Annotated in this window: 21 protein-coding genes and 1 tRNA gene; 11 read left to right on the top strand and 11 right to left on the bottom strand. The window is 33.5% G+C overall.

Translation table 11 applies throughout. The features are described 5' to 3' along the window. Nucleotides 1–15 precede the first annotated feature (15 nt). Nucleotides 16–2,874 (top strand): alpha-amylase family glycosyl hydrolase, encoded by a 2,859-nt coding sequence (locus tag RMO53_RS00940; protein ID WP_310377473.1) that lies wholly within the window; start codon nt 16–18, stop codon nt 2,872–2,874. 66 nt (nt 2,875–2,940) lie between these two features. Here RMO53_RS00940 and acs read toward each other — a convergent pair whose 3' ends face one another. The 8 genes from acs to RMO53_RS00900 all read right to left on the bottom strand — a co-directional run bounded on the left by acs (nt 2,941) and on the right by RMO53_RS00900 (nt 8,378). Beyond that, nucleotides 2,941–4,848, bottom strand: a complete 1,908-nt coding sequence (acs, locus tag RMO53_RS00935) for an acetate--CoA ligase (protein ID WP_310377472.1) — start codon at nt 4,846–4,848, stop codon at nt 2,941–2,943. A gap of 94 nt (nt 4,849–4,942) precedes the next feature. After that, entirely contained in the window at nt 4,943–5,170 is a 228-nt protein-coding gene (locus RMO53_RS00930; protein WP_310377471.1) for a DUF6814 family protein, read from the bottom strand. Between the two features lie 11 nt (nt 5,171–5,181). Continuing rightward, a complete protein-coding gene (locus RMO53_RS00925) occupies nt 5,182–6,690 on the bottom strand; it encodes an MFS transporter (protein ID WP_310377470.1) in 1,509 nt (502 codons plus the stop codon). Nucleotides 6,691–6,804: 114 nt separating this feature from the next. Next, complete coding sequence (locus tag RMO53_RS00920) at nt 6,805–7,077, bottom strand: GIY-YIG nuclease family protein (protein ID WP_310377469.1); 273 nt, start codon at nt 7,075–7,077, stop codon at nt 6,805–6,807. Between the two features lie 215 nt (nt 7,078–7,292). Then, on the bottom strand, nt 7,293–7,592 hold the full coding sequence (locus RMO53_RS00915; protein WP_310377468.1) for a type II toxin-antitoxin system RelE/ParE family toxin: 300 nt from the start codon (nt 7,590–7,592) through the stop codon (nt 7,293–7,295). Further along, entirely contained in the window at nt 7,592–7,837 is a 246-nt protein-coding gene (locus tag RMO53_RS00910; RefSeq protein ID WP_310377467.1) for a type II toxin-antitoxin system ParD family antitoxin, read from the bottom strand. Before RMO53_RS00910 ends, RMO53_RS00915 begins: the two co-directional genes overlap by 1 nt. A 272-nt stretch (nt 7,838–8,109) precedes the next feature. Continuing rightward, nucleotides 8,110–8,259, bottom strand: a complete 150-nt coding sequence (locus RMO53_RS00905; RefSeq protein WP_310377466.1) for a GIY-YIG nuclease family protein — start codon at nt 8,257–8,259, stop codon at nt 8,110–8,112. 46 nt (nt 8,260–8,305) lie between these two features. Next, nucleotides 8,306–8,378 (bottom strand) — tRNA-Phe (locus RMO53_RS00900). Nucleotides 8,379–8,476: 98 nt separating this feature from the next. On the opposite strand from RMO53_RS00900, the gene RMO53_RS00895 reads away from it, so the two are divergent. The 5 genes from RMO53_RS00895 to RMO53_RS00870 all read left to right on the top strand — a co-directional run bounded on the left by RMO53_RS00895 (nt 8,477) and on the right by RMO53_RS00870 (nt 14,743). After that, nucleotides 8,477–9,211, top strand: a complete 735-nt coding sequence (locus RMO53_RS00895; RefSeq protein WP_310377465.1) for a type III pantothenate kinase — start codon at nt 8,477–8,479, stop codon at nt 9,209–9,211. Continuing rightward, a complete protein-coding gene (locus RMO53_RS00890; protein ID WP_310377464.1) occupies nt 9,204–10,454 on the top strand; it encodes a hypothetical protein in 1,251 nt (416 codons plus the stop codon). The genes RMO53_RS00895 and RMO53_RS00890 overlap by 8 nt, the downstream gene beginning before the upstream one ends. A gap of 50 nt (nt 10,455–10,504) precedes the next feature. Continuing rightward, entirely contained in the window at nt 10,505–11,059 is a 555-nt protein-coding gene (lptC, locus tag RMO53_RS00885) for an LPS export ABC transporter periplasmic protein LptC (protein WP_310377463.1), read from the top strand. A 215-nt stretch (nt 11,060–11,274) separates the two neighbouring features. Further along, on the top strand, nt 11,275–12,534 hold the full coding sequence (locus RMO53_RS00875) for a hemolysin family protein (protein WP_310377461.1): 1,260 nt from the start codon (nt 11,275–11,277) through the stop codon (nt 12,532–12,534). Nucleotides 12,535–12,643: 109 nt separating this feature from the next. Next, complete coding sequence (locus tag RMO53_RS00870; protein ID WP_310377460.1) at nt 12,644–14,743, top strand: peptidylprolyl isomerase; 2,100 nt, start codon at nt 12,644–12,646, stop codon at nt 14,741–14,743. Between the two features lie 157 nt (nt 14,744–14,900). Here RMO53_RS00870 and RMO53_RS00865 read toward each other — a convergent pair whose 3' ends face one another. Next, nucleotides 14,901–15,815, bottom strand: a complete 915-nt coding sequence (locus RMO53_RS00865; protein ID WP_310377459.1) for a GYDIA family GHMP kinase — start codon at nt 15,813–15,815, stop codon at nt 14,901–14,903. A 53-nt stretch (nt 15,816–15,868) separates the two neighbouring features. Continuing rightward, nucleotides 15,869–17,191: a hydroxymethylglutaryl-CoA reductase, degradative gene (locus RMO53_RS00860; RefSeq protein WP_310377458.1), complete on the bottom strand. Its 1,323-nt coding sequence runs from the start codon at nt 17,189–17,191 to the stop codon at nt 15,869–15,871. Nucleotides 17,192–17,400: 209 nt separating this feature from the next. Between RMO53_RS00860 and RMO53_RS00855 the strand changes: the two genes are divergently transcribed. From RMO53_RS00855 to RMO53_RS00835, 5 genes are all read left to right on the top strand, one after another. Beyond that, the gene (locus RMO53_RS00855; protein WP_310377457.1) at nt 17,401–19,119 is read left to right on the top strand and encodes a peptide MFS transporter; all 1,719 of its coding nucleotides are present in this window, start codon (nt 17,401–17,403) and stop codon (nt 19,117–19,119) included. Nucleotides 19,120–19,189: 70 nt separating this feature from the next. Next, a complete protein-coding gene (locus tag RMO53_RS00850; protein WP_310377456.1) occupies nt 19,190–20,701 on the top strand; it encodes a peptide MFS transporter in 1,512 nt (503 codons plus the stop codon). 53 nt (nt 20,702–20,754) lie between these two features. Continuing rightward, the gene (locus RMO53_RS00845; protein ID WP_310377455.1) at nt 20,755–21,219 is read left to right on the top strand and encodes a thioredoxin family protein; all 465 of its coding nucleotides are present in this window, start codon (nt 20,755–20,757) and stop codon (nt 21,217–21,219) included. Nucleotides 21,220–21,389: 170 nt separating this feature from the next. Beyond that, on the top strand, nt 21,390–21,578 hold the full coding sequence (locus RMO53_RS00840; RefSeq protein WP_310377454.1) for a hypothetical protein: 189 nt from the start codon (nt 21,390–21,392) through the stop codon (nt 21,576–21,578). Continuing rightward, nucleotides 21,568–21,966, top strand: coding sequence for a putative toxin-antitoxin system toxin component, PIN family (locus RMO53_RS00835; protein ID WP_310377453.1), 399 nt, complete (start codon nt 21,568–21,570; stop codon nt 21,964–21,966). The genes RMO53_RS00840 and RMO53_RS00835 overlap by 11 nt, the downstream gene beginning before the upstream one ends. A gap of 18 nt (nt 21,967–21,984) precedes the next feature. On the opposite strand, the gene RMO53_RS00830 is transcribed toward RMO53_RS00835, so the two are convergent. Continuing rightward, entirely contained in the window at nt 21,985–24,021 is a 2,037-nt protein-coding gene (locus RMO53_RS00830) for a ComEC/Rec2 family competence protein (protein ID WP_310377452.1), read from the bottom strand. Nucleotides 24,022–24,423: the final 402 nt, after the last annotated feature.

Raw genomic sequence — 24,423 nt, 5'->3', positions numbered from 1 at the left:
TTAAATAAATAAACTATGAAAAAAATTGTTTTACTAATTTTAGTACTCTTTAGTTTTGGTTTAAAAGCACAGATTACAACTGCACCTTCACCAGTTCTTGCCGAACAATCGGCAACGATTACTTTTGATAAAACAGGAACGTCTTTGGCTGCATATTCTGGAACAATTTATGCCTATATAGGAGTTACAGTCAATGGTGTGCAATGGCAAAATATAAAAGGAAGTCCAGTTTGGGGAAATAATACGCAACCAGCAATGACACAAGTAGGTACTTCTAATATTTATACTTTAAACATTACACCAGATTTATTTACTTATTTTGGGGTGTTAAATACAAATTCAATAACTCAAATTTGTATCATTTTTAGAAGTGCTGATGCAAGCATTCAGGATACAAATGGAACATTTCTTCCCGTTGGAGCTTTTCAATATAATTTAACCGCACCAGTTCAAAACAGTTATACTTTTTTGGCTTCAGGGAATAATTTTACAATTGCTGCTAATAATACTAATGGCAATGCAACGTATAATTTATTAGCAAATGGGACCAGTATAAATTCACAAACAACTTCTTTATATTCATATATTCATACAGGAATTACCACAAATCAAATTTATAAATTACAAATAACGCAAGGCGTTACAACTTTTACCGCAAATTTTGCTGTAATTATAAATCCAGGTAGCACAACACAAACGATTCCCGTAGGGCTTGAAGATGGAATTAATTATAACACCAGTGATCCAACTAGAGCTACACTTGTATTGAATGCTCCGTTTAAAGATTTTGTATATGTAGCCGGAAGTTTCAATAATTGGCAACCTACTTCTACTTATGCAATGCGAAGAGATTCAAGTACAGGGAAATATTGGTTAGAATTAACAGGACTCACAGCTGGGCAAGTATACACTTATCAGTATTGGGTTTGTGATCAAACAAATAGACCTACAAATTCTCCGGCTTTAGTAAAAACTGCCGACCCATTCTCAACATTAGTATTATCGCCATTTGATGATCCTGAAATTGCAGCCTTGGGAGTTTATCCAAATTTACCAGCGTATCCAGTTGGTCAAGAACGAGAAGTTTCGGTTTTGCAAACAGCAAAAACTGCCTATGCATGGAGTGCAGCAACCACTAATTTTGTAAAACCAAAGAAAAAAGATTTAGTTATTTATGAGCTTTTGGTGCGTGATTTCGATACAAATAAAAGCTATCAAGATTTAATTAATAGAATAGATTATTTCAAAAATCTTAAAATAAATGCCATTCAATTAATGCCAGTAATGGAGTTTGAAGGCAATGAAAGTTGGGGTTACAATACCGTATTTCATTTGGCTCCAGACAAAAGATATGGTCCACCCGAAAAATTAAAGGAGTTTATAGATTTATGTCATCAAAACGGAATCGCAGTTATTTTAGACATTGCTCTTAACCATGTATTTGGTCGTTCTCCACTCGAAAGAATGTGGATGCTTGATACCAATGGAGATGGTTGGGGAAATGGGACAACTACCGAAAATCCATACATTAACCAGACCGCTAAACATTCCTATAGTGTAGGTAGTGATTTAAACCATTTTAGAGAATCTGGTCCAGGATTGAACATGACCAATACTTATGTATTGAGAACTATAAAAAATTGGATTCAAGACTATAAGATTGATGGTTTTCGTTGGGATTTAACCAAAGGATTTACAAATCAATGCACAGCAAGTGATCAATCTTGTACTAATGGTTACCGAACAGACAGAGTAGCAAAACTAAAATACTATGCGGATAAACAATGGGAATTAGACCCTAACTTCTTGATCATATTCGAACATTTAGGCACGCCTGACGGTTCTTCGGCAGAAGAATTAGAATGGGCTGATTATTTGCGCTCTGGAGACACTAAAGGAATAATGCAGTGGAAAATCATGACCAGTAGTTATGCAGATATTCTTAAAGGGAATTCTGCTGATTTATCAGCAGTAGCAAATTCATCAGACCGTTATATAGGTTATGCAGAAAGTCATGATGAGGAGCGCGTGGTTTACAAAGCACTCACTGATGCTGGAGCAAATCAAACATTAAATAATTTGCCAAAAGTTTTAGAAAGATTACCCGCAATGGGAGCAATTCATCTCTTAGTTCCAGGTCCAAAAATGATTTGGCATTTTGGCGAACTTGGTTGGGATAGTTCTTTGTGGACTTGCAACAACGGAAACGTTTCTTTTTCAAATCCGGATTGTAAATTAGATACTAAACCACAACCGCAATGGACAAACAATTGGTTAAGCGATTTAGCAAGAAGTAAAATTTATGATAATTGGGCAAAAATGATTAATTTGAAAAAAACAGAAGATGTTTTTGAGAACGGTCAATATGCATGGAATTTTGGTCAAACTGGCAGTCCACGTATTGATATTTGGACAAATACGAATCCTTCGGCTGCATTGAGTTATACTTTTGTACGAACAAATTTTTCAGACAATACACTTAATACAGCTGCCGGTTTTCCTTACACAGGAACATGGTATAACTTGATGGATAATTCTACGGTCAATGTAACAAGTACGAATATGAATCTTGCAATTGAGCCTGGAGGATTTAGAGTTTACGGCAACAAGCCATCAACTTTAGGAACATCTAATTTTGATTTGACTGAACAAATAGAGTTGTATCCAAATCCATCGTCAACCTATTTCACTTTAAATGTGAATACTTCGAAAGTTCAGGTTTACACTATTACAGGACAATTAGTCAAAAATTTTACTGCAGTTCAGTCTAAAGAGCATCAATTCGCAATCAGTGATTTAGATAAAGGAATTTATATTGTGAAAGCTTATGATGAAAACAATGAAGTAAAAATCATGAAGTTTTTAAAGGAATAATATTTTTTTAAAATGTAAAAAGGTCTCGAGAAATCGAGACCTTTTTTATTGAATAAAATCAAAAATTTACAACTTGCCTTCTTTTATTTCGTCTACAATTTCTGGATTTAATAAAGTGGATGTATCTCCAAAATTAGAAAAATCACCTTCGGCTATCTTACGTAATATTCTTCTCATAATTTTACCAGATCGTGTTTTTGGTAAACCAGAAACAAACTGAATTTTATCCAGTTTAGCAATGGGTCCAATTTGCCCAGAAATAAGCTGATTGATTTCTATGGCAAGATTATCTCTATCTCTACTTTCGCCAGTTTCTTTTAGAATAACATATCCGTACAATGCATTTCCTTTTATATCGTGCGGAAAACCTACAATAGCACTTTCGGCAACTGCAGGATGTTCATTTATCGCATCTTCTATAGGTGCAGTTCCTAGATTATGACCCGATACAATCACCACATCATCTACACGACCTGTGATTCTATAATAACCGACTTCATCACGCAAAGCACCATCGCCAGTGAAATATTTTCCAGGGAAAGTCGAGAAATAAGTGTCTTTGTACCGCTGATGATCACCCCAAATGGTTCGTGCAATTCCCGGCCACGGAAATTTAATGCACAAACTACCAGTAACTTGATTGCCTTCGATTTCGTTGCGTTTTTCATCCATTAAAACGGGTTGAATTCCAGGTAATGGCAACGAAGCATATGTTGGTTTTGTTGGTGTTACAAAAGCAATTGGAGAAATCATAATTCCTCCGGTTTCGGTTTGCCACCAAGTATCTACAAGGGGACAACGTTTTCCGCCAACATGATCGTTGTACCAGTGCCATGCTTCTTCGTTGATAGGTTCACCAACCGAGCCAATTACTTTCAAGGATTTCAAAGGAAATCGTTGAACATAATCTAAACTTTCTTTTGCCAAAGCACGAATCGCTGTTGGCGCAGTATAAAATTGGGTTACTTTATGTTTTTCGATAACTTCCCAGAAACGACTAGAATCTGGAAAAGTTGGAATGCCTTCAAAAATTACTGTCGTTCCACCATTCAATAATGGACCATAAAGAATATACGAATGTCCGGTTATCCAACCAATATCGGCAGTACACCAAAAAATATCATTCTCCTCGTGATTAAAAACATTTTTGAAAGTATACGCCGTATAAACCATGTAACCCGCGGTTGTATGCACCATTCCTTTTGGTTTTCCGGTTGAACCCGACGTATAAAGTATGAATAACGGATCTTCGGCATCCATGATTTCGGCCACGTTATTGTCTGATGCTGCGTCGAGAAGTGGTTGCAACCACTGGTCACGATCAGGATTCATGTTAACTGTTGTGTTGGTTCTTTTGGTAACCAAAACTTTTTCGACACATGGACAATTTACTAATGATTCATCGATAATTCCTTTTAGATCAATGGTTTTATTACCACGAAATCCTCCGTCAGAGGTAATAACCATTTTACATTCGCTATCATTTATTCTTGTAGCAACTGCTGTTGCCGAAAACCCGGCAAAAACCACCGAATGTATTGCGCCAATTCTAGCACAAGCTAAAACCGATACGGCTAATTCAGGAATCATGGGCAAATAAATACAAACTCTATCGCCTTTGCTTATGCCTTGTTCTCTGAGCACATTTGCCATTTTGCAAACCCTTTGGTGCAGTTCATTATAGGTAATATGTTGCGCTTCTTCGTCAGGATTATTAGGTTCAAAAATAATTGCCGTTTTGGTTCCACGACGTGCTAAATGTCGGTCGATACAGTTTTTAATAATATTTACTTTGGCTTCAGTAAACCATTTTACTTCGGCTTCGGCCATGTTAAAGTCTACCACTTTGTCCCACTGCTGGTACCATGTAAAATTTTCCTCAGCAATTTTTCCCCAAAATTTTCTTGGTTCTCGAATGGATTTATTGTAATGCTTAAAATACTGTTCTAGATTGTCAATTTTGTAGTAACTCATGATGATTTAATTTATGATAGTTGCTGTTTTGTAGTTAGTATACAAAAATAGGGATTAACCATTTATTTCAAAGTATTATCTATTCAAAAAACAATTATAATTTGTCTTTGTTATATTCTCCTTTTATTGCAAAATATCCAAAAGTCCCAAGTCCTACTACTATCAAAGGTGTTAGTACAAATAATATTATAATGCCAAAAACCAAATCTTCTTGTTTTCCGGAATTTAATTTGGGTAAACCAAAGACAAAAACGCAAAAATAGGCTGATGCCAAAGCTAAAAACAACCATACAATTCCTAAAATTCGTTTAATAAAATCCATATTAAAATAGTTTAATCGTTAATAGTTTCGTTTTTCCAACTCAAATAAATCATTCCAATCACAAAACAAACCGATGCAATTGCTATTGGATACCATAATCCGGCTAAATAAAACTCAGGATCTGCATTGTTTTTTGCATTGGTTACAAAATAGGTTGATACAGCCGGAAGCAGACCTCCAAAAATTCCATTTCCAACATGGTAAGGCAATGACATTGATGTGTAGCGAATTTTTGTTGGAAACATCTCAACAAGAAAAGCCGCAATTGGACCATAAACCATTGTTACAAAAATAACCTGAATCCAGACCATAAAAATCAATACCCATTTGTCGTTTGTATTAATAGTGAGGGTTGATATTGTCGTATCCGATTTTATTTCTCCACTGCCTAATTGAGTTGTAAAAGTTTTATGCGAGACGGTTCCATCTTTATATTCAGTTGTGGTACTAAAATAAGCCTCTCCTTTTTTAAAATCAGCTTTTTTTGGAATGTTTTCTTCCATTTTCAAAACTATTTTATTTTTGACATCGACCGTTTCATACATCGTTTTGTATATCGGGCGATACAATAAAATTGCCAGCAACATTCCAGTCATCATGATGCTTTTGCGACCTATTTTATCACTCAACCATCCAAAAACAATAAAGAAAGGAGTTCCGAGCAGTAAAGCAATTCCAAGTAAAGTATCTACTTGCGAACTGTCAATATTCAGCACCGTTTTCATGAAACTCATTGCGTAGAATTGTCCTGTGTACCAGACCACTCCTTGTCCCATCGTAGCTCCAAACAAAGCCAGTAAGACAAATTTGAGATTGTAACGATTTCCGAAACTTTCTTTCAACGGATTTGTACTTGTTTTTCCTTCGGCTTTAGCTTTGGCAAAAACTGGGGATTCGTCCATGTTTTTTCTAATCATATACGAAACAACTACCATAATAATCGATACCCAAAAAGGAACTCTCCAACCCCAAGCATCAAATTGTTCTGGAGTTAGTATGTTTTTTGTTGCAAGAATAACCATCAATGAAATAAACAACCCTACAGTTGCCGTAGTTTGTATCCACGAAGTCCAATAACCGCGCTGTCCTTTTGGGGCATGTTCAGCTACATAAGTTGCTGCGCCACCGTATTCACCACCAAGTGCTAAACCTTGAAGAAGTCTTAATATTAAAACTAAAAAAGGAGCTAAATAACCAATAGTTTCGTAACTCGGAATACATCCTATCAAAAAAGTAGCACCACCCATCAACATTAAGGTTACCATAAAAGTATATTTTCTACCAATTAAATCACCTAGTCTTCCAAAAAAAAGTGCTCCAAAAGGTCTTACTACAAATCCAGCTGCAAAAGTGGCCAATGTTGATAAAAAGGCTGCCGTAGGATTATCCGAAGGAAAGAATTTTGTTGAGATTACAACGGCTAAACTACCAAAAATATAAAAATCATACCATTCAATCATTGTGCCCATCGAGGACGCAGAAATTACTTTCCAGATTCCTTTTGTTGATTTATTACTCATAAGATAGTATTTTAATTTTTTTTGAGATATATAACGATATAGTTAAGTTTTGCGAATATAGAATGTTAAAAGTTATTTATATCATTATTTTTTTAACAAAAATAAAAAACTTTGTTAGTCCTTTAATATTTTAGGATTTGAAATTATCTTTTGAATGAAAATTTTGCTTTTCATTTTCTTAATAAATTTTTCAAGAAAAAGGGCTTTTGTTCTATCCTCACTATGATGTAATAAGACTAATTCCCAATCATTAGCAATTTTTGTAAAGGAATTAGAATACAAATGCTGATTGTGTTTTAATATTCTTTCTTCAATATTATGAGTTTCGCCCACATAATATTTTATATTAGATCTAGAATATAAAATGTAAAGTGAATGGGATGCCATAAAAAATGTTTGAAAAAAAAATCCACTCATAATAAGTGGGTTTTGTGGTACCTCCAGTCTCGTCCCGAAACGTTCCGCCGCTTCTGGTCAGTTGCGAACTTCGGAACTTTTTATTTTCTGTTAAAGATAAAAATTCTTGCTAAACGTGAACGTGGATTTAAAACAAAATTCGCAATTGCGCCAAGTGGCTCTTGTGCAATCACTTTTTTTTTATTTTAATCGTTAATTCTATTTTTAATATCCATTTTTTCATGCAAAATTCTCACTACTTCCATTTCAGTATTTTCAACTCGTTTGCAAAATATTAAATGCGATTTCACTTTTGAAAATCGATAATCTTTTCGAATACTTCCAAAATCTTTGCTTGTTTCAAAATTTTCTGCAACAAATTCTATTTCGTCCATTATCAAATTATAATATCGGTTTGCTTGTTCAAGCGACCAATTTTCCGCTGTGTAAATCCAAATAGTATTCAAATCGTCAAGTGCTTTTTCACTTATGATATATTCCGCCATTACTTTTGGAAATTTTCGTTTAACCGTTTTAAATTTTCAGTTCGGTTAAAATTTCGGATTTTTTCACTTTTTTCTCCAAGTTCTAATTCTGCAATTAGAGATTTAGTTTTCATTTCTTCCTGTTCAAAATATCTCAAAGCAGTTCTAACAACTTCGCTTACAGAATTATATTTTCCTGTAGCAATTTGTCTGTTTATAAAATTTTCGTAATATTCTCCAATTAAAATTGATGTATTTCGTGCCATAATTTTATATTTTTTATAAATATACCAATTTATGGTATTCTGCAACAAATTTTCTATTGTTTTTTCGATTTTCTTTCGCTCGAAAGTTTCCCGAAACTTCGCAATCGGGAGAACTAGGGTCAAATGGATTAAATATTATTTTTTAAAATAATTTCATTTAATATTTTAGGATTTGAAATTATCTTTTGAATGAAAACTTTGCTTTTCATTTTCTTAATAAATTTTTCAAGAAAAAGGGCTTTTGTTCTATTCTCACAATGATGTAATAAGACTTATTCCCAATCATTAGCAATTTTTGTAAAGGAATTAGAATACAAATGTTGATTGTGTTTTAATATTCTTTCTTCAATATTATGAGTTTCGCCCACATAATATTTTATATTAGATCTAGAATATAAAATGTAAAGAGAATGGGATGCCATAAAAAATGTTTGAAAAAAAAAACCCACTCATTAAAAGTGGGTTTTGTGGTACCTCCAGGGATCGAACCAGGGACACATGGATTTTCAGTCCATTGCTCTACCATCTGAGCTAAGGTACCGTGCTTAACGCGGGTGCAAATATAGCAGGATTTTTAATTTATACAAAACAATTATTAAAAAAAATCTATTCGTACATTTGCTTCATCAAATATAAATTATGATTCTAGTTGTAGATGTTGGGAATACCAGGATTAAAGGTGCTGTTTTTGAGGAAGATATCCTACTCGAGCAGTTTGTTTTCTTAAAAACAGATCTCCACAAAAGCATTCAAAATATTTTAGAAAAATATAAAAAAACATCCTATTTAATTGTTGCATCGGTTGGAGATGTTGATAAACTGGTCTTTTTTAATTTTAGTACTATTATAAATGTACATTTTATTTCTCATAATGACCCATTTCCATTTAAAAACACCTACGAAACACCGCATACTTTAGGCATTGATAGATTAGTAAACTCGGCTGGAGCGACATTATTGTTTCCTAACCAGAACCGACTAGTTATTGATGCAGGAACTTGCGTAACCTATGATTTTATTGATGAAAATAATAATTATCTTGGTGGCGCTATTTCGCCTGGATTGCGATTGAGGTATGAAGCATTGCATAATTACACCGCAAAATTACCCTTATTGACTTTAGAAAACCCCAAAAATTTTATTGGAAAATCGACTGTTGAATCCATTCATTCTGGAGTGGTAAATGGTTTGACAAACGAAATAGATGGATTTATCAATCATTATAAGACACATTATTCAAACTTTATAATAATTTTAACGGGTGGAGACGCAGAATTTTTGGCTAAACGATTAAAAAATACCATATTTGCCAATTCAAATTTTCTTTTAGAAAGTATGAACCAAACATTTCAATATAAAATCAAAAATGATTAAAAAAATTATAGTAAGCACTTGTTTGCTTTTAACTTTAGTGTCTTTTGCACAAGATGGAACAGCATCACCTTATTCTTTTTATGGAATTGGCGATGTGCGATTCAAAGGTACTGTTGAAAGCCGTTCGATGGCAGGTATAGCAATTGAACCGGATAGTATCCATATTAATTTGCAAAATCCTGCAGGGTTTTCTAACTTAAAATTGACCACTTTTACCATTGGAGGAACATACAAAACCACTAAACTTAAAACCAATAGTCAAAATGCAAGCGCACGTAGAACTACCTTGGATTATTTAGCGATAGGATTACCCTTAGGGAAATTAGGCTTTGGTTTTGGATTAATACCGTTTACTTCTGTTGGGTATAAAATACAAGTTGTTGCTACTGATGTTACCCAAAACAGCAAACGATTTAATGGCACCGGCGGTTTAAACAAAGCTTTTTTAGGGTTTGGGTATCAATTGGCAAAAAACCTTAGTGTTGGAATAGATGCGCAATATAATTTTGGAAAAATAGAAACTAATAATCTTGAGTTTAGACCCTTTGTTCCAATAGGTTCAAGAGAACTGAATACTGCGGAATTGTCTGGAATAAATTTTGATTTAGGGTTGATGTACCAATCAAAAATAAATAAAAAAACAACATTTTATAGCAGTTTAACCTATTCTCCAGAGAGTACTTTAGTATCTCAAAACACAAGAAACATCTCTACAGTGAGTTACAATTCGTCTTTTGACATACAGGTTGTCGATGAGTTAGAAAATCAACAAAACAGTACAAATTTAAAATTGCCGAGCAAACTTTCTATTGGTGCTGGATTTGGCGAAAATAAGAAATGGCTTTTGGGTGCCGAAATCACTTTGCAAGACAAAGGTGGATTAGCAAATAACTATAACGCCATTGCAAACGCAACCTACGAAAAAGCCACAAAATTTAGTCTTGGCGGTTATTACTTGCCTAACTACAATTCATTTACAAGTTATGCTAAACGAATTGTTTATAGAGGTGGTCTAAGATATGAAAAAACAGGATTAATCATCAATTCAGAATCGATTAATGATATTGGCCTAACTCTAGGAGTTGGTTTGCCTTTAACAGGTTCTTTTTCTAACGTAAATATTGGATTTGAACTTGGCAAAAAAGGGACGACAGCCGCTAATTTAGTACAAGAGAATTATGCTAATTTAAGTTTTAGTTTTTCACTTAACGATAAATGGTTTGTAAAAAGAAAATTCTATTAATTGTTGAAAATAGTTAAGTACAATAACTATAATTTTGTCAAATAGAGCAAATGACTTTACTAAAAAAATATCAAACTCTAACCGTTGTCACAGTTTTTGCTGTGACACTGTTTTTTGGATGTGAAAGTAATTTTAAAGAAGTTCAAAAAATAAATTTTTCAGAGTTTATTCCCAGTGGTGATGCAGACAAAGTAAATCTTAAATACACAGATTCAGGTCGGATAAGTGCGATTTTAGTCAGTCCAAAAATGTTAGATTTTTCGAGTATAAATTTTCCTTTCACGGAATTTCCAAAAGGCATTGATGTCACACTTTATGATATTAAAGGTAAAAAAACTTTTATAAAATCAAACTACGCCGTTTCCTATAAAGTAACAAGCATTATTGATTTGCAAGGAAATGTAAAAATCACCTCTCAAGACGGACAAATACTAGAAACCGAGCAATTATTTTACGACCAAAAAAACGAATGGTTTTTTACCGAAAAAAGCTTTAAATTTACAGATCCAAAAGGAGTTTCGAACGGACAAGGAATAGATTTTAGCAAAGATTTTAAAATCATAAATTCACAAAAAATTGCTGGCGAAGTGATTTCGGCAGATTAATTTAATTAATAAAAATCATGAATTATTTAAAATACACTCAATACGTATATCTTGTTTTCGCCCTCTTTTTTATTTACGATGCAATTAGTAAAATGAATGCTGGAGAATCAACTCCGTGGTTAACATTCATAATCGCAGCTGTGGCACTATTCATGTTTTTCTTTAGACGAAAATTTGCAAAAAAATTTGACGACCATAATAGTAAATCCTAAACTATGGAAATCAGCATTATATTACTTTGTTTAATACTATGCGCCTTTTTTTCGGGAATGGAAATTGCCTACCTATCTTCGAATAAAATTTACCTTGAAATAGAAAAAAAACAAGATAATTTTATTTCAAACATTCTTACAAAACTTACTGAGAAGCCTTCAAAATTTATAGCCGCAATGCTCATAGGCAATACTATTGCACTTGTGGTTTACGGGTTTTTTATGGGAAAATTGATACTGCAGTGGATCGAAACATTAGGATATGATTTTTCGGAATCAACAAATTTATTTCTGCAAACACTACTATCTACACTAATAATTTTGATTACAGCGGAGTTTTTGCCAAAAGTATTTTTCAAAATATACGCAAACACGCTCATTAAATTTTTTGCTATTCCAGCTTATATTTTTTACAAGTTGTTTTATTTTACCGCAACATTTTTTATTTGGGTTTCTGATTTTGTTTTAAAAAAATTCTTTAAAACTCAAGGCGATCAAGTGCAACTTTATTTTAGTAAAACAGAACTCGGAAATTATATTACCGAGCAAATGAGCACCGTTGAGGATAACGAAGATGTAGATTCTGAAATACAAATGTTTCAAAATGCATTAGAATTTTCAGGGGTAAAAGCCAGAGATGTTATGACTCCAAGAACCGAAATTGTGGCAATTGAATTGTTTGATTCGGTTATAGAATTAAAGGAATTGTTTATCGAAACGGGTTATTCTAAAATTGTTGTTTATCAAAATTCTCTAGACGACATTATAGGTTACATTCACTCGTTCGATCTATTCAAAAAACCCAAAAACCTCAAATCGATTCTTATTCCAATTGAATTCATTCCAGAAACCATTTATATTAAAGATGCAATGAATTTGCTAACCAAAAAACGTAAAAGTCTTGCAGTCGTTCTAGATGAATACGGTGGAACTTCGGGAATTATTACAATTGAAGATATAGTGGAAGAGTTGTTTGGAGAAATCGAAGACGAACACGATTCAGACGAAGAACTAATAGAAAAAGTAGTAGCAGTAGATAGTTTTTTATTCTCCACACGATTTGATGTTGAGTATTTAAACCAAACTTATAAACTTGCAATTCCAGAAAGTGATTCTTACGGAACTCTAGGAGGTTTTATTGTTGATTTTACCAAAGAAATTCCTGAAAAAGGCGACGAAATAACCATTGGAAATTATCATTTTGTAATTGAAGCAGCCACCAATAAGAAAATAGAATTGGTTAAAATGACCGTAAAAGATTAATTTTTTTTACTATTTCAATATTTCTTGTAAAATAAAATGCTACAAGTATAATTATTAACGAGATAATTGTATTTTCGCAAACTGAATATAAAAATTAACAACAATAAAAATGGCAGTTTTAGCAAAAATTAGACAACGTTCCACTATAATGATGCTCGTTATAGCATTCGCATTATTCGCATTTATAGCAGGAGATTTTTTCAGTAACGGAAGTTTTGGTAAAAGTTCAAAGGACGTAGGAAGTGTAGATGGAAAAGATATTTCATTCGAAGAGTTTAGAGTAAAAGTAAGCAATGTTGAAAAAAGTCAACAAGGTATGACTTCTACAGCAGCTTCTAATAGAGTATGGGAACAAGAAGTTTCTATCGCTTTACTAACTACTGAATTTGAGAAATTGGGATTAAGAGTTGGTGAAAAACACATCATGGAAGTTTTGAAAGCAGATCAAAACATTGGAAAAAACCCTATGTTTTTAAATGAGGCAGGAGTTTTTGACTCAGCAAAATTCAAAGAATATTTCAAATCAAATCCAGAACAAGCACAGTATTTAAAGGATAGAGAAAAAGATGCAGAGCTTAATGCAAAATATCAAATCTACAATACCTTAGTAAAAGCAGGTATTTACACTACAGAAAGTGAAGGAAAATTAAAATACGAAATGGAAGCTAACAAAGTGAATTTTGCTTATGTTGCTGGATTGTATTCTACAATTAAAGACAGTCAAGTAAAAGTGACTGATGAAGAGATTGTAGCTTTCATGAAAAAGAATGAAAAAAAATATAAAGCAGACGAATCTCGGGAGTTAGAATACGTACTTATCGAAGATAAAGCTTCAAAAGAAGACGAAGCGGAAGTTAAATCAAAAATCAGTGGATTGTTATCAGGAAGCGTTGTTTACAACCAAGCGACAGGAAAAAACGATACAGTATCAGGATTTAGATCAACTTCAAACAACATCGAATTTGTAAACTCAAATTCAGATGTGCCATACGATTCAACTTATGTTGCTAAAAAAGATTTACCGGCTACTGATGCGGAACAATTGTATAATTTAGCTCCAGGTTCAGTTTACGGACCCTATATGTTTGGCAAATACTATTGTATTTCTAAATCATTGGGTAGAAAAGTAGGTGTAAATGCAAAAGCAAGTCACATACTTATTGGTTACGAAGGTTCGCAAGCACAAAACCAAAAAGAACGAAGAACTAAAGAAGAAGCCAAAGCAAAAGCAGAAGCATTGCTTGCACAAATTTCTGCAAGTCCAGACAGTTTCATGATGTTAGCTTTTACAGCCTCAGAAGATTCATCAGCTCAACAAGGTGGAGATTTAGGATTTTTTGGTCCAAACCAAATGGTAAAACCATTTAACGATTTTGTTTTCAATAATGCTATTGGCAAACTAGGAATTGTAGAAACACAATTTGGTTTTCATATTATCAAAGTTACTGATAAACAAGACGGAGTTCGACTTGCAACTGTAGCTCAAAAAGTAGAAGCCTCAGAAGCAACATCGGACAAAGTGTTTGCAGAAGCTACAAAATTTGAAATCGATGCAACCGAAAAAGATTTTACAAAAACAGCCGCAGCCATGAAACTTACAATTGCTCCAACTGTTACTGTAAAAGTTATGGACGAAGCATTTGGATCTTTGGGAAACCAAAGAAATATTATACAATGGGCTTATGAAACCGGAACTGATTTAGGCGCTGTAAAAAGATTTGAAGTAGCCAATCTTGGACATATAATCGCTAGAGTTAAAAAAGTAAATGAAGCGGGACTAATGGCAGTTGATTTAGTAAAAGGATATATAGAACCTATTCTAAAAAACCAGAAAAAAGCGGAACTTATCAAAGCAAAAATGACAGGAACTTCATTAGAAGCAATTGCAAAAGCTACTGCTTCAACGGTACAACAAGCTGCAGATGTTACTATGGAAAATCCGGTATTGCCAGGAGGAGTTGGTCAAGAACCTAAAGTCGTTGGAAATGCATTTGCATTGGCAGCAAACAAATTATCTGCGCCTATTGAAGGAAATACAGGAGTTTATGTGGTGCTAAATAAAAGTGTAATTAAAGCACCGGTATTAAAAAGTCACGCTGCTTATGTAACTAAATTAAAAGCGCAAAGCGCCTCGGATTCTAACCGAATTGTTCCAGCTCTAAAAGCTATTGCTAAAATAGAGGATAATAGAACACAATTTAATTACTAGATTAAATTTCAAATTATAAATCAATCCCGTTTTTAAGTAGACGGGATTTTTTTAGGTTTAATTTTCCCAAAAAATTCATGTCAATTTTATTAGAATAGTTTTGGACGAAAGGTCAAACAGCCAGCGTTTTTCTGTTAAATTCAAAGACTTATTGAAATTATAAAATCATTTCTTTATACGGAATTAGTGTAGAAAACCCTTTTTCCTTGAAATAATTGCTCGGATTTTCTTTCGAAATCACCATAACAAAATCGCCTCCCCAAGCTCCAAGACTTTTTACGACACCTTTAAAATCAGGAAATAAATTTTCTTTTACGGTTTGTATTTCTAGAACAACACTCAGTTGAGCTTCATGTTTATGAATCCATCCAGAAAATTCTTGCACTGTTTTTGAATTTAAAACTGCCAAAGTGATTTTATTATTTTCGATAATGATTTTCTCTAGTTTTTTATTTTTGTACTTGTGATAAGCAGCGATAGCGGTTTTGCTACTTTGCTTTTTATTGAGATAAACAAAATATAAATTTTCAGAAAATTTAGGTTCAAAACTTACTTTTTCAACAACAGGTTTTTCGTTTTCTAAATGATATACTATAGGAACATCATTTTGAGCACAAGCAATATCATAACCGCTGCCTCCAAAACTATTTTTAAGCAATTCAAAAGCATCGATTTGTGTCCATTGAGCAATATTATTCAATAAAGTAGACGAAGTTCCTAAACCCCAATTTCTAGGGAATGTAAGTTGTGTCGTAACATTATATCCATTAGAATGATTTAAATAGTCTGGATTTAAAACATAAGCTTCGTGAAGAATTTTTATCAAAGTGTTTTTTACGGACTCTTTTTCTGGTATTAGTTGATGCTTTATTTCTTCAAACGTTATAGAATCTTCAAACCAAACGCTTCCGTCTGAGTCAAAACTGCGCCAACTTATTTCTTGATTATTGGCTACTTCAACGGTTAGTTTTTGACCATATTTTGTAGGCAAAGCCAATGCTATTCCGCCATCAAGAACCAGATATTCTCCCGTGATTAAAAGTTTTCCGTTGCTATAAAATTCTTTTTTCATTCGATAGTTAACCCTTTCAGGGTTTTAAACCCTGTAAGGGTTAGGTTGATGGATTAAATAGGTTTTCTTAAATTCTCAATAAAATCAACAACTGCACTGTGAGAAACTACATTTTCTTTAAAATGTTTTTTTATCAAAACCCGTTCTTCCTCGTTGGCTTCAAACTGATTTAGAATATTATTCAAATGCATTTTCATGTGTCCGTCTTGAATTCCTGTTGTAGTCAACGAACGCAAAGCAGCAAAATTTTGTGCTAATCCTGCAACTGCCACAAATTGCATCAACTCTTTTGCCGATGGGTTTTCTAACATTTCTAGCGACAGTTTCACTAATGGATGCAAAGAAGTCAATCCGCCAACTGTTCCTAAAGCCAAAGGAACTTCTAGCCAAAAAGTAAAAATCCCATTTTCGATTTTAGCATGAGACAAACTCGAATAGGTTCCGTTTCTCGAAGCATACGCATGAATTCCTGCTTCGACTGCACGAAAATCATTTCCTGTAGCAAGCACAACGGCATCAATACCATTCATGATTCCTTTGTTGTGGGTTACGGCACGAAAGGGTTCTACTTCGGCAATTTGAACCGCTCGAACAAACCGTTCGGCAAACGCTTTTGGATCTATAATATGTTTCTCGGACAAAGCTTCAATTGGACAGGAAACTTCGGCACGAACGATGCAATTTGGAACATAATTTGAGAGAATACTCATTACAACCTCAATGCCTTTTTCTTCATCCGAAAATAAATCATAAGTCAATGCTTCTTCTTTTAAAGTTTTGGCAAATTGTTCTAAACAGGAATTGATGAAATTAGCTCCCATCGAATCTTTAGTTTCAAACGTAGCGTGTAATTGAAAATAATGGGGTAATAAAAAGGTTTTGTCATGTAAGACAATATCTAGAATTCCACCACCACGCTTTTGCATATTTTTAGTAATGCTTTCGGTTTGGGTAAAAAATTTTGTTTTAGTCTGGGCAAAGAAAAGGGCTAGTTTTGATTCGTCGCCTTTGAAAATAAAATGGACTTGTCCTATTTTTTCGGTATTGATAACGGTAGTTTTAAATCCGCCACGTGTGGACCAGAATTTGGCAGACTTTGCTGCTGCAGCAACTACAGAGCTTTCTTCAATTGCCATGGGAATAGTGCTGAATTTCCCGTTGATTAAAAAATTTGGAGCAACGCCAAGCGGAATATAAAAATTGGATATCGTATTTTCGATGAATTCGTCGTGGAGTTTTTGGATTTTATCATTGGTATTCCAATAATTTTTGATAATTGCAATCGCGCCTTCTGTATTTGAAAAATATTCCTTGGCAATCCAATTGATTTTTTCATCTTTAGATAATTTCGAAAATCCGGCAACAGCGTTGTTCATGTTCAATTGATTATAAAATGATTTGAGGCAAAGATACAATTTTGGACTTATTTACAGCCAGATTACATTTTTTGATAGGTTTGAATTTGTGATTATTTTTAACATTTAACACATAAAACGTGAAATATGTGTAATTTTTTCACTAAAATTGACAGTTCTTAGTCAAGAACTTTTTCTTTTAATAATAATTTAAATTCATAACGATTAACATGAGTGAAACGGCAGTAAAAACAGGACATCCAAAAGGGCTTTGGTTTCTATTCGGAACAGAAATGTGGGAAAGATTTGGCTATTATTTAATGTTAGGGATTTTTTCTCTATATATGATTGACGGTTGGAACAATGGAGGAATGGGATTTGATGCCGCCAAAAAATCCGATATATATGGAACCTATTTGGGATTGGTTTATTTAACTCCTTTTATTGGAGGATTATTAGCCGATAGAATTTTAGGCTACCGAAGATCTATTATTATTGGAGGATTGATGATGTCTGCCGGATATTTTTTAATGTCCATTCATAGTGTAACTACTTTTTATATTGCGTTGTTGCTTATTATTGTGGGTAACGGTTTCTTCAAGCCAAACATTTCAACACTTGTTGGGAATTTGTACAGCAGCGACGACATGAAGGACAAGAAAGATGCGGGCTATAATATTTTCTATATGGGGATAAATGTTGGCGCTTTCATCTGTAATTTTGTGGCTGCATACATGAGAATTAATTATGGTTGGGGACATGCATTTGCTGCAGCTGGAGTAGGAATGTTAATAGGTATTGTCGTATTTCTTATAGGAACTAAACATATTAAACATATTGATATCGTAAAACCGGTTCAAGAAGGCGATATGTCAACCTCAAAAATTTTAGGATTAACCGTATTGCCTATGTTTATTTTTGGGGTTATTGGATATTTAATTCCTGGAAATTTTTTAGGATCAGATACTAATGATGCCTTTATTATAGGTTGTTTACCCGTAATTGCGTTCTTTATTTATCTTGCTTTTAAAGCCGAAGCTAAAGAGAGTAGAGCTATTAAAGCATTGCTTGCAGTGTTTACCTGTGTGATTTTATTTTTTGCCATTTTTCATCAGAACGGTGATGCTTTAACCGTTTGGGCCGAAGATCATACGGATAGAAACATGCCAGTTGCTGTTTCGAATGTGGCTGATAAAGTAGGCATGGCACAAGTGGTTGTTAATAATGATATTGTGTCTGCGGATCAAGTTACTTTTGATAAAACCATAGCGGATATGCGTGCAAAAGAAGAAGCAATGCCTGCAGTTTCTGCCGAAGAATTAAAGGCAAAAGGCGATTATGGCAGCGAAATAGGACAACTAGAAAAATCAAGAAAATATTTTGCCACATTACCAGGCGATCAAATTCCTGCTAAAGGAGAAAATTTAAAATTGTACTCCACAGAATTGTACCAATCTATGAACCCGTTTTGGGTTGTTGTTTTAACCCCATTAATTATTGGAATTTTTGGATTCATGAAACGTAAAAAGAAAGAACCAAGCACGCCAACAAAAATATTCATTGGATTGGTGATTACAGCTTTATCGGCTTTAGTAATGGTAGGAGCTGTTTTTGCAACCAATGACTTGTCAATCAAAGCGAGTTCTTTATGGTTATTAGCATCGTATGGTGTGATTACTATTGGGGAATTGTGTCTTTCTCCAATGGGATTATCATTAGTGTCAAAACTATCGCCACCACGAATAACAGCATTAATGATGGGTGGTTTTTTCTTGGCGATATCTGTAGGAAATAAATTATCGGGCATCTTATCCTCACTTTGGGAAGAAACTCCAGAGAAACAAAATTTCTTTTACTTAAACTTTGGATTAGTATTAGCAGCAGCAGTGCTATTATTTGTGATGCTAAAATGGCTCAATGGAGTAATGAAAGAAAATAATGTACATTAATAATTTCGAATAATTCTTAAAACCTCTGTTTTTCAGAGGTTTTTATATTTGTTGACCAATCAAACTCTAAATGGAAAAAGAAATCACACGAGAGCAAATACAAAATTTTCAAGGAAAATACCCAAAACAATTATGGAGTCTTTTTTTCTCCGAAATGTGGGAGCGATTTAGTTTCTACGGCATGCGTGGCATGTTGGCTGTTTTTATGGTTAGTCAACTCAATATGGATGAAACCACAGCAAACTTGCAATATGGAGCAACACAAGCATGGGTTTATGCCTTTACCTTCATAGGAGGTTTGTTTGCGGATAAAATTCTTGGATTACGGAAATCCCTTTTTTGGGGAGGCATTTTAATGATAATTGGGAGTATAATATTAGCCATTAGTCCAAAAGAGTTGTTCTTTACTGGAATTGGGTTTTCAATTGTAGGAACAGGTTTTTTTAAGCCCAATATTTCGTCTATGGTTGGACAATTGTATAAAGAAGGCGATGTGCGTCGTGATGCCGGATTCTCGTTGTTTTATGCAGGAATAAATCTCGGGGCGTTGATTGGAGGCTATATTTGTATTGCCGTAGCAAATGGTACACTCTGGGCGGGTTTTGTTCCAGAAAATCTTCGCTGGAATTATGCTTTTGGTTTTGCCGCTGTGGTGATGGTGATTAGTTTATTGACATTTATACAAACCCAAAAAAGTTTAGGTGAAATAGGATTATCCCCTTTGTTAAGGTTAGAAAAATCGAAGCGAAAAATCTATGAAATCAGTACCTATATTGGTTCATTAGTTTTAATACCTGTCATTATTTTAATGGTTGCTAATACGGTTTATACCGATTATTTTATGATGGTAATAGGTCCAGCTTCGATACTTTATTTGTTTTATGAAATGCGTAATTTCTCTAAAGTTGAGAATAAGAAATTATTGGCAGCATTAGTATTTATCATTTTTTCTATTTTCTTTTGGGCATTTTATGAGCAAAGTGGTGGTTCGTTGAGTTTATTTGCAGCCAATAATTTAGACAACAAATTGCTTGGAATGGAGTTGGATCCAAACGGAGTAAACAATTCATCAGGAGCATTATTCGTTATTATTTTTGCGGCTTTGTTGGGGATTATTTGGATTTGGATGGCGAAAAAGAAAATAGAACCTAATACGGTGGTTAAGTTTGGGTTAGGGTTTTTATTCCTTGCAGGTGGTTTTTGGATTTTTTATTACACTAAATTTTTTGCCAATCCTGACGGAAAAACATCATTGAATTTATTCACTTTTGGTTGGTTTGTTATTACTTTTGGAGAATTGTGTTTATCGCCCATTGGGATGTCCGCCATGACCAAATTATCTCCCCAAAAAATGCAAGCTGTAATCATGGGAATGTGGTTTTTGGCCAGTGCATACGGTCAGTATTTTGCAGGTTTGCTTGGCGCCAATATTGCTGAAGCTTCGGCAAATTCCTCAAACATTGATAAGCTAAATGTATATGCAAACGGTTATCAACAACTTGCAATTTATGCATTAATAGCCGGAGTTGTTTTAATTGCGATTTCACCATTTATCAAAAAATTAATGCAAGATGTAAAATAGCCGACTTTTTTTGGTATTGTTTTTGTTTACATTTGTAAAAAATTAATAAAATCATGAATAAAAAAATAGTTTTAATCGTATTATTTGTCTTGGGCTCATTTGCTGTTCAAGCACAAGAATTAAATTGGCAAACCGATGTCAATAAAGCAATTGCAATGTCTAATAAAACCAAAAAACCAATGTTGTTGTTTTTTACAGGTAGCGATTGGTGTGGTTGGTGTATTCGTTTGCAAAACGAGGTGTTTAAAAAACCAGAATTTGCAAAATGGGCTAAAGAAAATGTAATTCTAGTTGAATTAGATTACCCGAGACGAGTACCACAAACGGATCAAATCAAAAAACAAAATGCAGACTTGCAACAAGCTTTCGCAATACAAGGCTATCCTACAATTTGGTTTGCAAATGCAACCGTAAAAGATGGGAAACCTAATTTTAAAGGACTAGGAAGTACGGGTTATGTTGCTGGTGGACCAGCAGCTTGGTTGGCTGCTGCCAATGGAATTATTAAAACAAAATAATTTTCTTAATCTAATCTATAAAATCCCTTTTCACTTGTTGCGTGAAAAGGGATTTTTGTTTTAAACAGGTTGCGCTCTTAAATCAATCAATTATAAAGCCATAAATATTTAGATTTTGAATATAATACACATTTCATTTTTTTGTATGTTTGTATGTAAATTAAACTAAAATGGTAACAATCAAAATTAATGAGCGAACTAAAAACGGTAAGACATTGTTAGCACTAGCAAAAAAACTTTCACTCGAAAATAAATCAATTATTATTCAGGAAAATCAAGAATTGTTGTCAATTGATGAAATAGTTTTAGAGTGTAGAAAGGCAAGAAAAACAATCGCTAAAACGTACAATGCAGAATAATAGTTTTGTACTTGACACCAATATTTGGGTAAGTGCCATTATTACTAATTCCGAAAAGACGCTTTTGAATTATATAGAAGAAAAAAAACTGCAAATTTACATTTGCCCCGAAATGGTAAATGAGATTGAAGATGTTTTGGGGAGAAAAAAAATTAAAAAACATTTAATTCTTCCAGGAATTGAATATGTTGATTTAATAAAAAATAATTGCGAAAACATTCAAATAATGCAGCGATATAAAGAAGCTCCAGACGAAGACGACAATTATTTGTACGACCTTTGTATTGAAACAAAAAGTATATTGGTAACTGGAGACAAACTATTATTAAGTCATATTTCAATTCCTCCAATAATTACAATTTCAAGATTTGAATTTTTAAGTTTGTAACAATAGACCATAATTTTCTTAATCTAATCTATAAAATCCCTTTTCACTTGTGGAGTGAAAAGGGATTTTTTGTTTCAAGCAAGTGGCTTTCCAAAGCTTTTGAATCGTTTTATAATTTGAGGCATCCGCAACAATCATTTTTGGTTTTGCAGTTTGTAAAAAGCGTTCTAAATTTATTTTTGGAGACTGAGTAAGTACGACAATATCGGGATGAATTCCGTTTAGATAAACCCCAGAACTGTCTATAATCAGAATTTTATTTTCTTTAAAATAAATCACATTTTCAAGTTTTTTTCGAGCCGTCAAACGACTAAAATTTCCCATTAAATATGCCGATACAAATTGATTATTGCAGGCTGTTTTCATAAGACTGTCATTAGCATATAACAGCACATTTTCGCCAATGCGTTCAGCAATCAGCGTATTTTTCTTTGAATTGAATACTACTAATTCTCTTTGGTTTTGTATCCTCCAATGCGTTTCAAAACAGGAAATTTGGAAAATAATTACGGCAACCAAAGCAAAAATAAGCCTATTGAAACCAGGTTTTTTAAACCAAAGAATGGTCGCAATAATAACCAAATTAACACTCAACAACAACTGCCAATTGAACGGAATATCCCGAATGATAAATTGCTCTAACGAGGCGATCGCATTGATGATTTTGTTCAAAATAAAAATACTCCATTCTAATGCTTTGGAGAGAAAAAGCGGAACATAATCAAACGCTGCCAAAACCATGACCACAACTCCCAACGCCATGATCAAACTCAAAAACGGAATAATAACTAAATTTGTCACAAAAAATAATCCCGGAAACTGATGAAAATAATAAATACTCAAAGGAAAAGCACCCATTTGTGCCGCAAACGAAACCGTGAGAATGTCCCAAAAATAAATCGCAATTTTATTTTTTGGCGTCCAAAGTTGGGCTAATAATGGTTGCAACCAAAGAATAAAAAACAAAGCAACATAACTCAACTGGAAACCCACATCAAACAAAAACGACGGTTCAAAAAGTAAAATGAGCAACATCGAAACTAGTAAAGTATGATAAATATTCGTGCTTCGGCGCAAATACATTCCAACAGCGACAAACGAAAACATCGTAACCGAGCGCAATACAGATGGTGCCAAACCCGCTATTAACCCAAACGAAAACAACGACAGGAGAATAACAATCAATTTGATAAACGAACCACGCTTTGTGTTAGGAAAAGGTTGGAGCAAGAACGTTACAAACAGCAAGATAAATCCAATATGCAATCCCGAAACCGACAATATATGAACCGCACCAGCATATTGATAATCCTTGATAATTTCGGGCGAAATTTCCTGTTGTTGCCCTAGAATTAAGGCAATGGCAACGTTGAGTTCTGCTTTATTGAAATTGCTTTTTTCTAAATTCTCAATGATTCTTGTTCGCAATCTCGAGGTGTAATACCAAACGTTTTTTTCAACACCCGAACCTATTTTGAGTTCACTAGCATCGGCATAAAGCTGTGCATAAATTTGTTTGCTTCGGAGGTATTTGCTGTAATCAAATTGGTTGGGGTTTTTTGCTGGTGTATTTTTAACAAAATCACCATAAAATTGAACATGAGAACCTATTGTTAATGGACGATTCAGGCTGTCTTTTTTGATGTTCAAAAGAACTCTACCCGAACGATTTTCGCTATCAATGCTTTTTATTAAAACAATATAACGGTCGCTATACGATGAACTTCGGAGTTTTTCTCTAATGGTTGCAGAGATCAAATGAGGTTGTTCATAAATTTTTTTATGATGCGTATAATTTTTTTTTTGAAAAGAATGAGTATGAATAATTTGCGTGCTTGCGCCAATGCCAAAAGCAAGAAAATAGGTGGTTAAACCAAAGTAAATCGGGTTTGTAAAAGTCTTTTTGGAAGTGAAATAAGAAGTTACAAAAACACAAACAGCAACAAAAAGCAACACAAATACATGATTCGGTTTGGGCTGAAAATAATGCGTAAGAAGAATGCCTAATATGAACCCAATAGTAATCCGCGCCAAAGGGAATTGTAGTACTTTCATGTAACTAAAGTACAGTTTATTAATGAAATAAAACAATTATTTTTTAATAGCAATTGGTCTTAAAAGGAACCAGTTTAATATAACAAAAAGAATAGGATAACAACTAAAAAATAACAAAGTAAGAAATGCCTTATTATAAATATAATTTTTTTTGCGGCATCACATTTTTGACTTTATCCTACAAGGCTTACAAAAAAGAAGAAATAACAGTTTTGTGTCGTTTTTATCGAACTTATTTGCACTTTACCGATATAATTTTACTTGCCTTAAAAACAATAAGTTATAAGTATGTTTTGTTAATAATTTCATAATCCAAAAATTTTGAAATGTACGTATCTTGATTGTATTTTAGCCTTCCCAATACTACCAAATATATACTTGACCTAATTACGCATGGAAAAA

The organism is Flavobacterium sp., assembly GCF_031409475.1.
Classification (GTDB): domain Bacteria; phylum Bacteroidota; class Bacteroidia; order Flavobacteriales; family Flavobacteriaceae; genus Flavobacterium.
Note: the sequence above shows the minus strand (reverse complement) of the source record. Positions and strands in the feature narration are given on the sequence as shown.

Coding starts and splice junctions, on each gene's coding strand:
- RMO53_RS00870 (WP_310377460.1), top strand. CDS start 12,644: ATGGCAGTTTTAGCAAAAATTAGACAACGTTCCACTATAATGATGCTC.
- RMO53_RS00830 (WP_310377452.1), bottom strand. CDS start 24,021: ATGAAAGTACTACAATTCCCTTTGGCGCGGATTACTATTGGGTTCATA.
- RMO53_RS00925 (WP_310377470.1), bottom strand. CDS start 6,690: ATGAGTAATAAATCAACAAAAGGAATCTGGAAAGTAATTTCTGCGTCC.
- RMO53_RS00940 (WP_310377473.1), top strand. CDS start 16: ATGAAAAAAATTGTTTTACTAATTTTAGTACTCTTTAGTTTTGGTTTA.
- RMO53_RS00835 (WP_310377453.1), top strand. CDS start 21,568: ATGCAGAATAATAGTTTTGTACTTGACACCAATATTTGGGTAAGTGCC.
- RMO53_RS00865 (WP_310377459.1), bottom strand. CDS start 15,815: ATGAAAAAAGAATTTTATAGCAACGGAAAACTTTTAATCACGGGAGAA.
- acs (WP_310377472.1), bottom strand. CDS start 4,848: ATGAGTTACTACAAAATTGACAATCTAGAACAGTATTTTAAGCATTAC.
- RMO53_RS00875 (WP_310377461.1), top strand. CDS start 11,275: ATGGAAATCAGCATTATATTACTTTGTTTAATACTATGCGCCTTTTTT.
- RMO53_RS00890 (WP_310377464.1), top strand. CDS start 9,204: ATGATTAAAAAAATTATAGTAAGCACTTGTTTGCTTTTAACTTTAGTG.
- RMO53_RS00915 (WP_310377468.1), bottom strand. CDS start 7,592: ATGGCGGAATATATCATAAGTGAAAAAGCACTTGACGATTTGAATACT.
- RMO53_RS00855 (WP_310377457.1), top strand. CDS start 17,401: ATGAGTGAAACGGCAGTAAAAACAGGACATCCAAAAGGGCTTTGGTTT.
- RMO53_RS00895 (WP_310377465.1), top strand. CDS start 8,477: ATGATTCTAGTTGTAGATGTTGGGAATACCAGGATTAAAGGTGCTGTT.
- RMO53_RS00850 (WP_310377456.1), top strand. CDS start 19,190: ATGGAAAAAGAAATCACACGAGAGCAAATACAAAATTTTCAAGGAAAA.
- RMO53_RS00840 (WP_310377454.1), top strand. CDS start 21,390: ATGGTAACAATCAAAATTAATGAGCGAACTAAAAACGGTAAGACATTG.
- RMO53_RS00905 (WP_310377466.1), bottom strand. CDS start 8,259: ATGGCATCCCATTCTCTTTACATTTTATATTCTAGATCTAATATAAAA.
- RMO53_RS00860 (WP_310377458.1), bottom strand. CDS start 17,191: ATGAACAACGCTGTTGCCGGATTTTCGAAATTATCTAAAGATGAAAAA.
- RMO53_RS00910 (WP_310377467.1), bottom strand. CDS start 7,837: ATGGCACGAAATACATCAATTTTAATTGGAGAATATTACGAAAATTTT.
- lptC (WP_310377463.1), top strand. CDS start 10,505: ATGACTTTACTAAAAAAATATCAAACTCTAACCGTTGTCACAGTTTTT.
- RMO53_RS00930 (WP_310377471.1), bottom strand. CDS start 5,170: ATGGATTTTATTAAACGAATTTTAGGAATTGTATGGTTGTTTTTAGCT.
- RMO53_RS00845 (WP_310377455.1), top strand. CDS start 20,755: ATGAATAAAAAAATAGTTTTAATCGTATTATTTGTCTTGGGCTCATTT.
- RMO53_RS00920 (WP_310377469.1), bottom strand. CDS start 7,077: ATGGCATCCCATTCACTTTACATTTTATATTCTAGATCTAATATAAAA.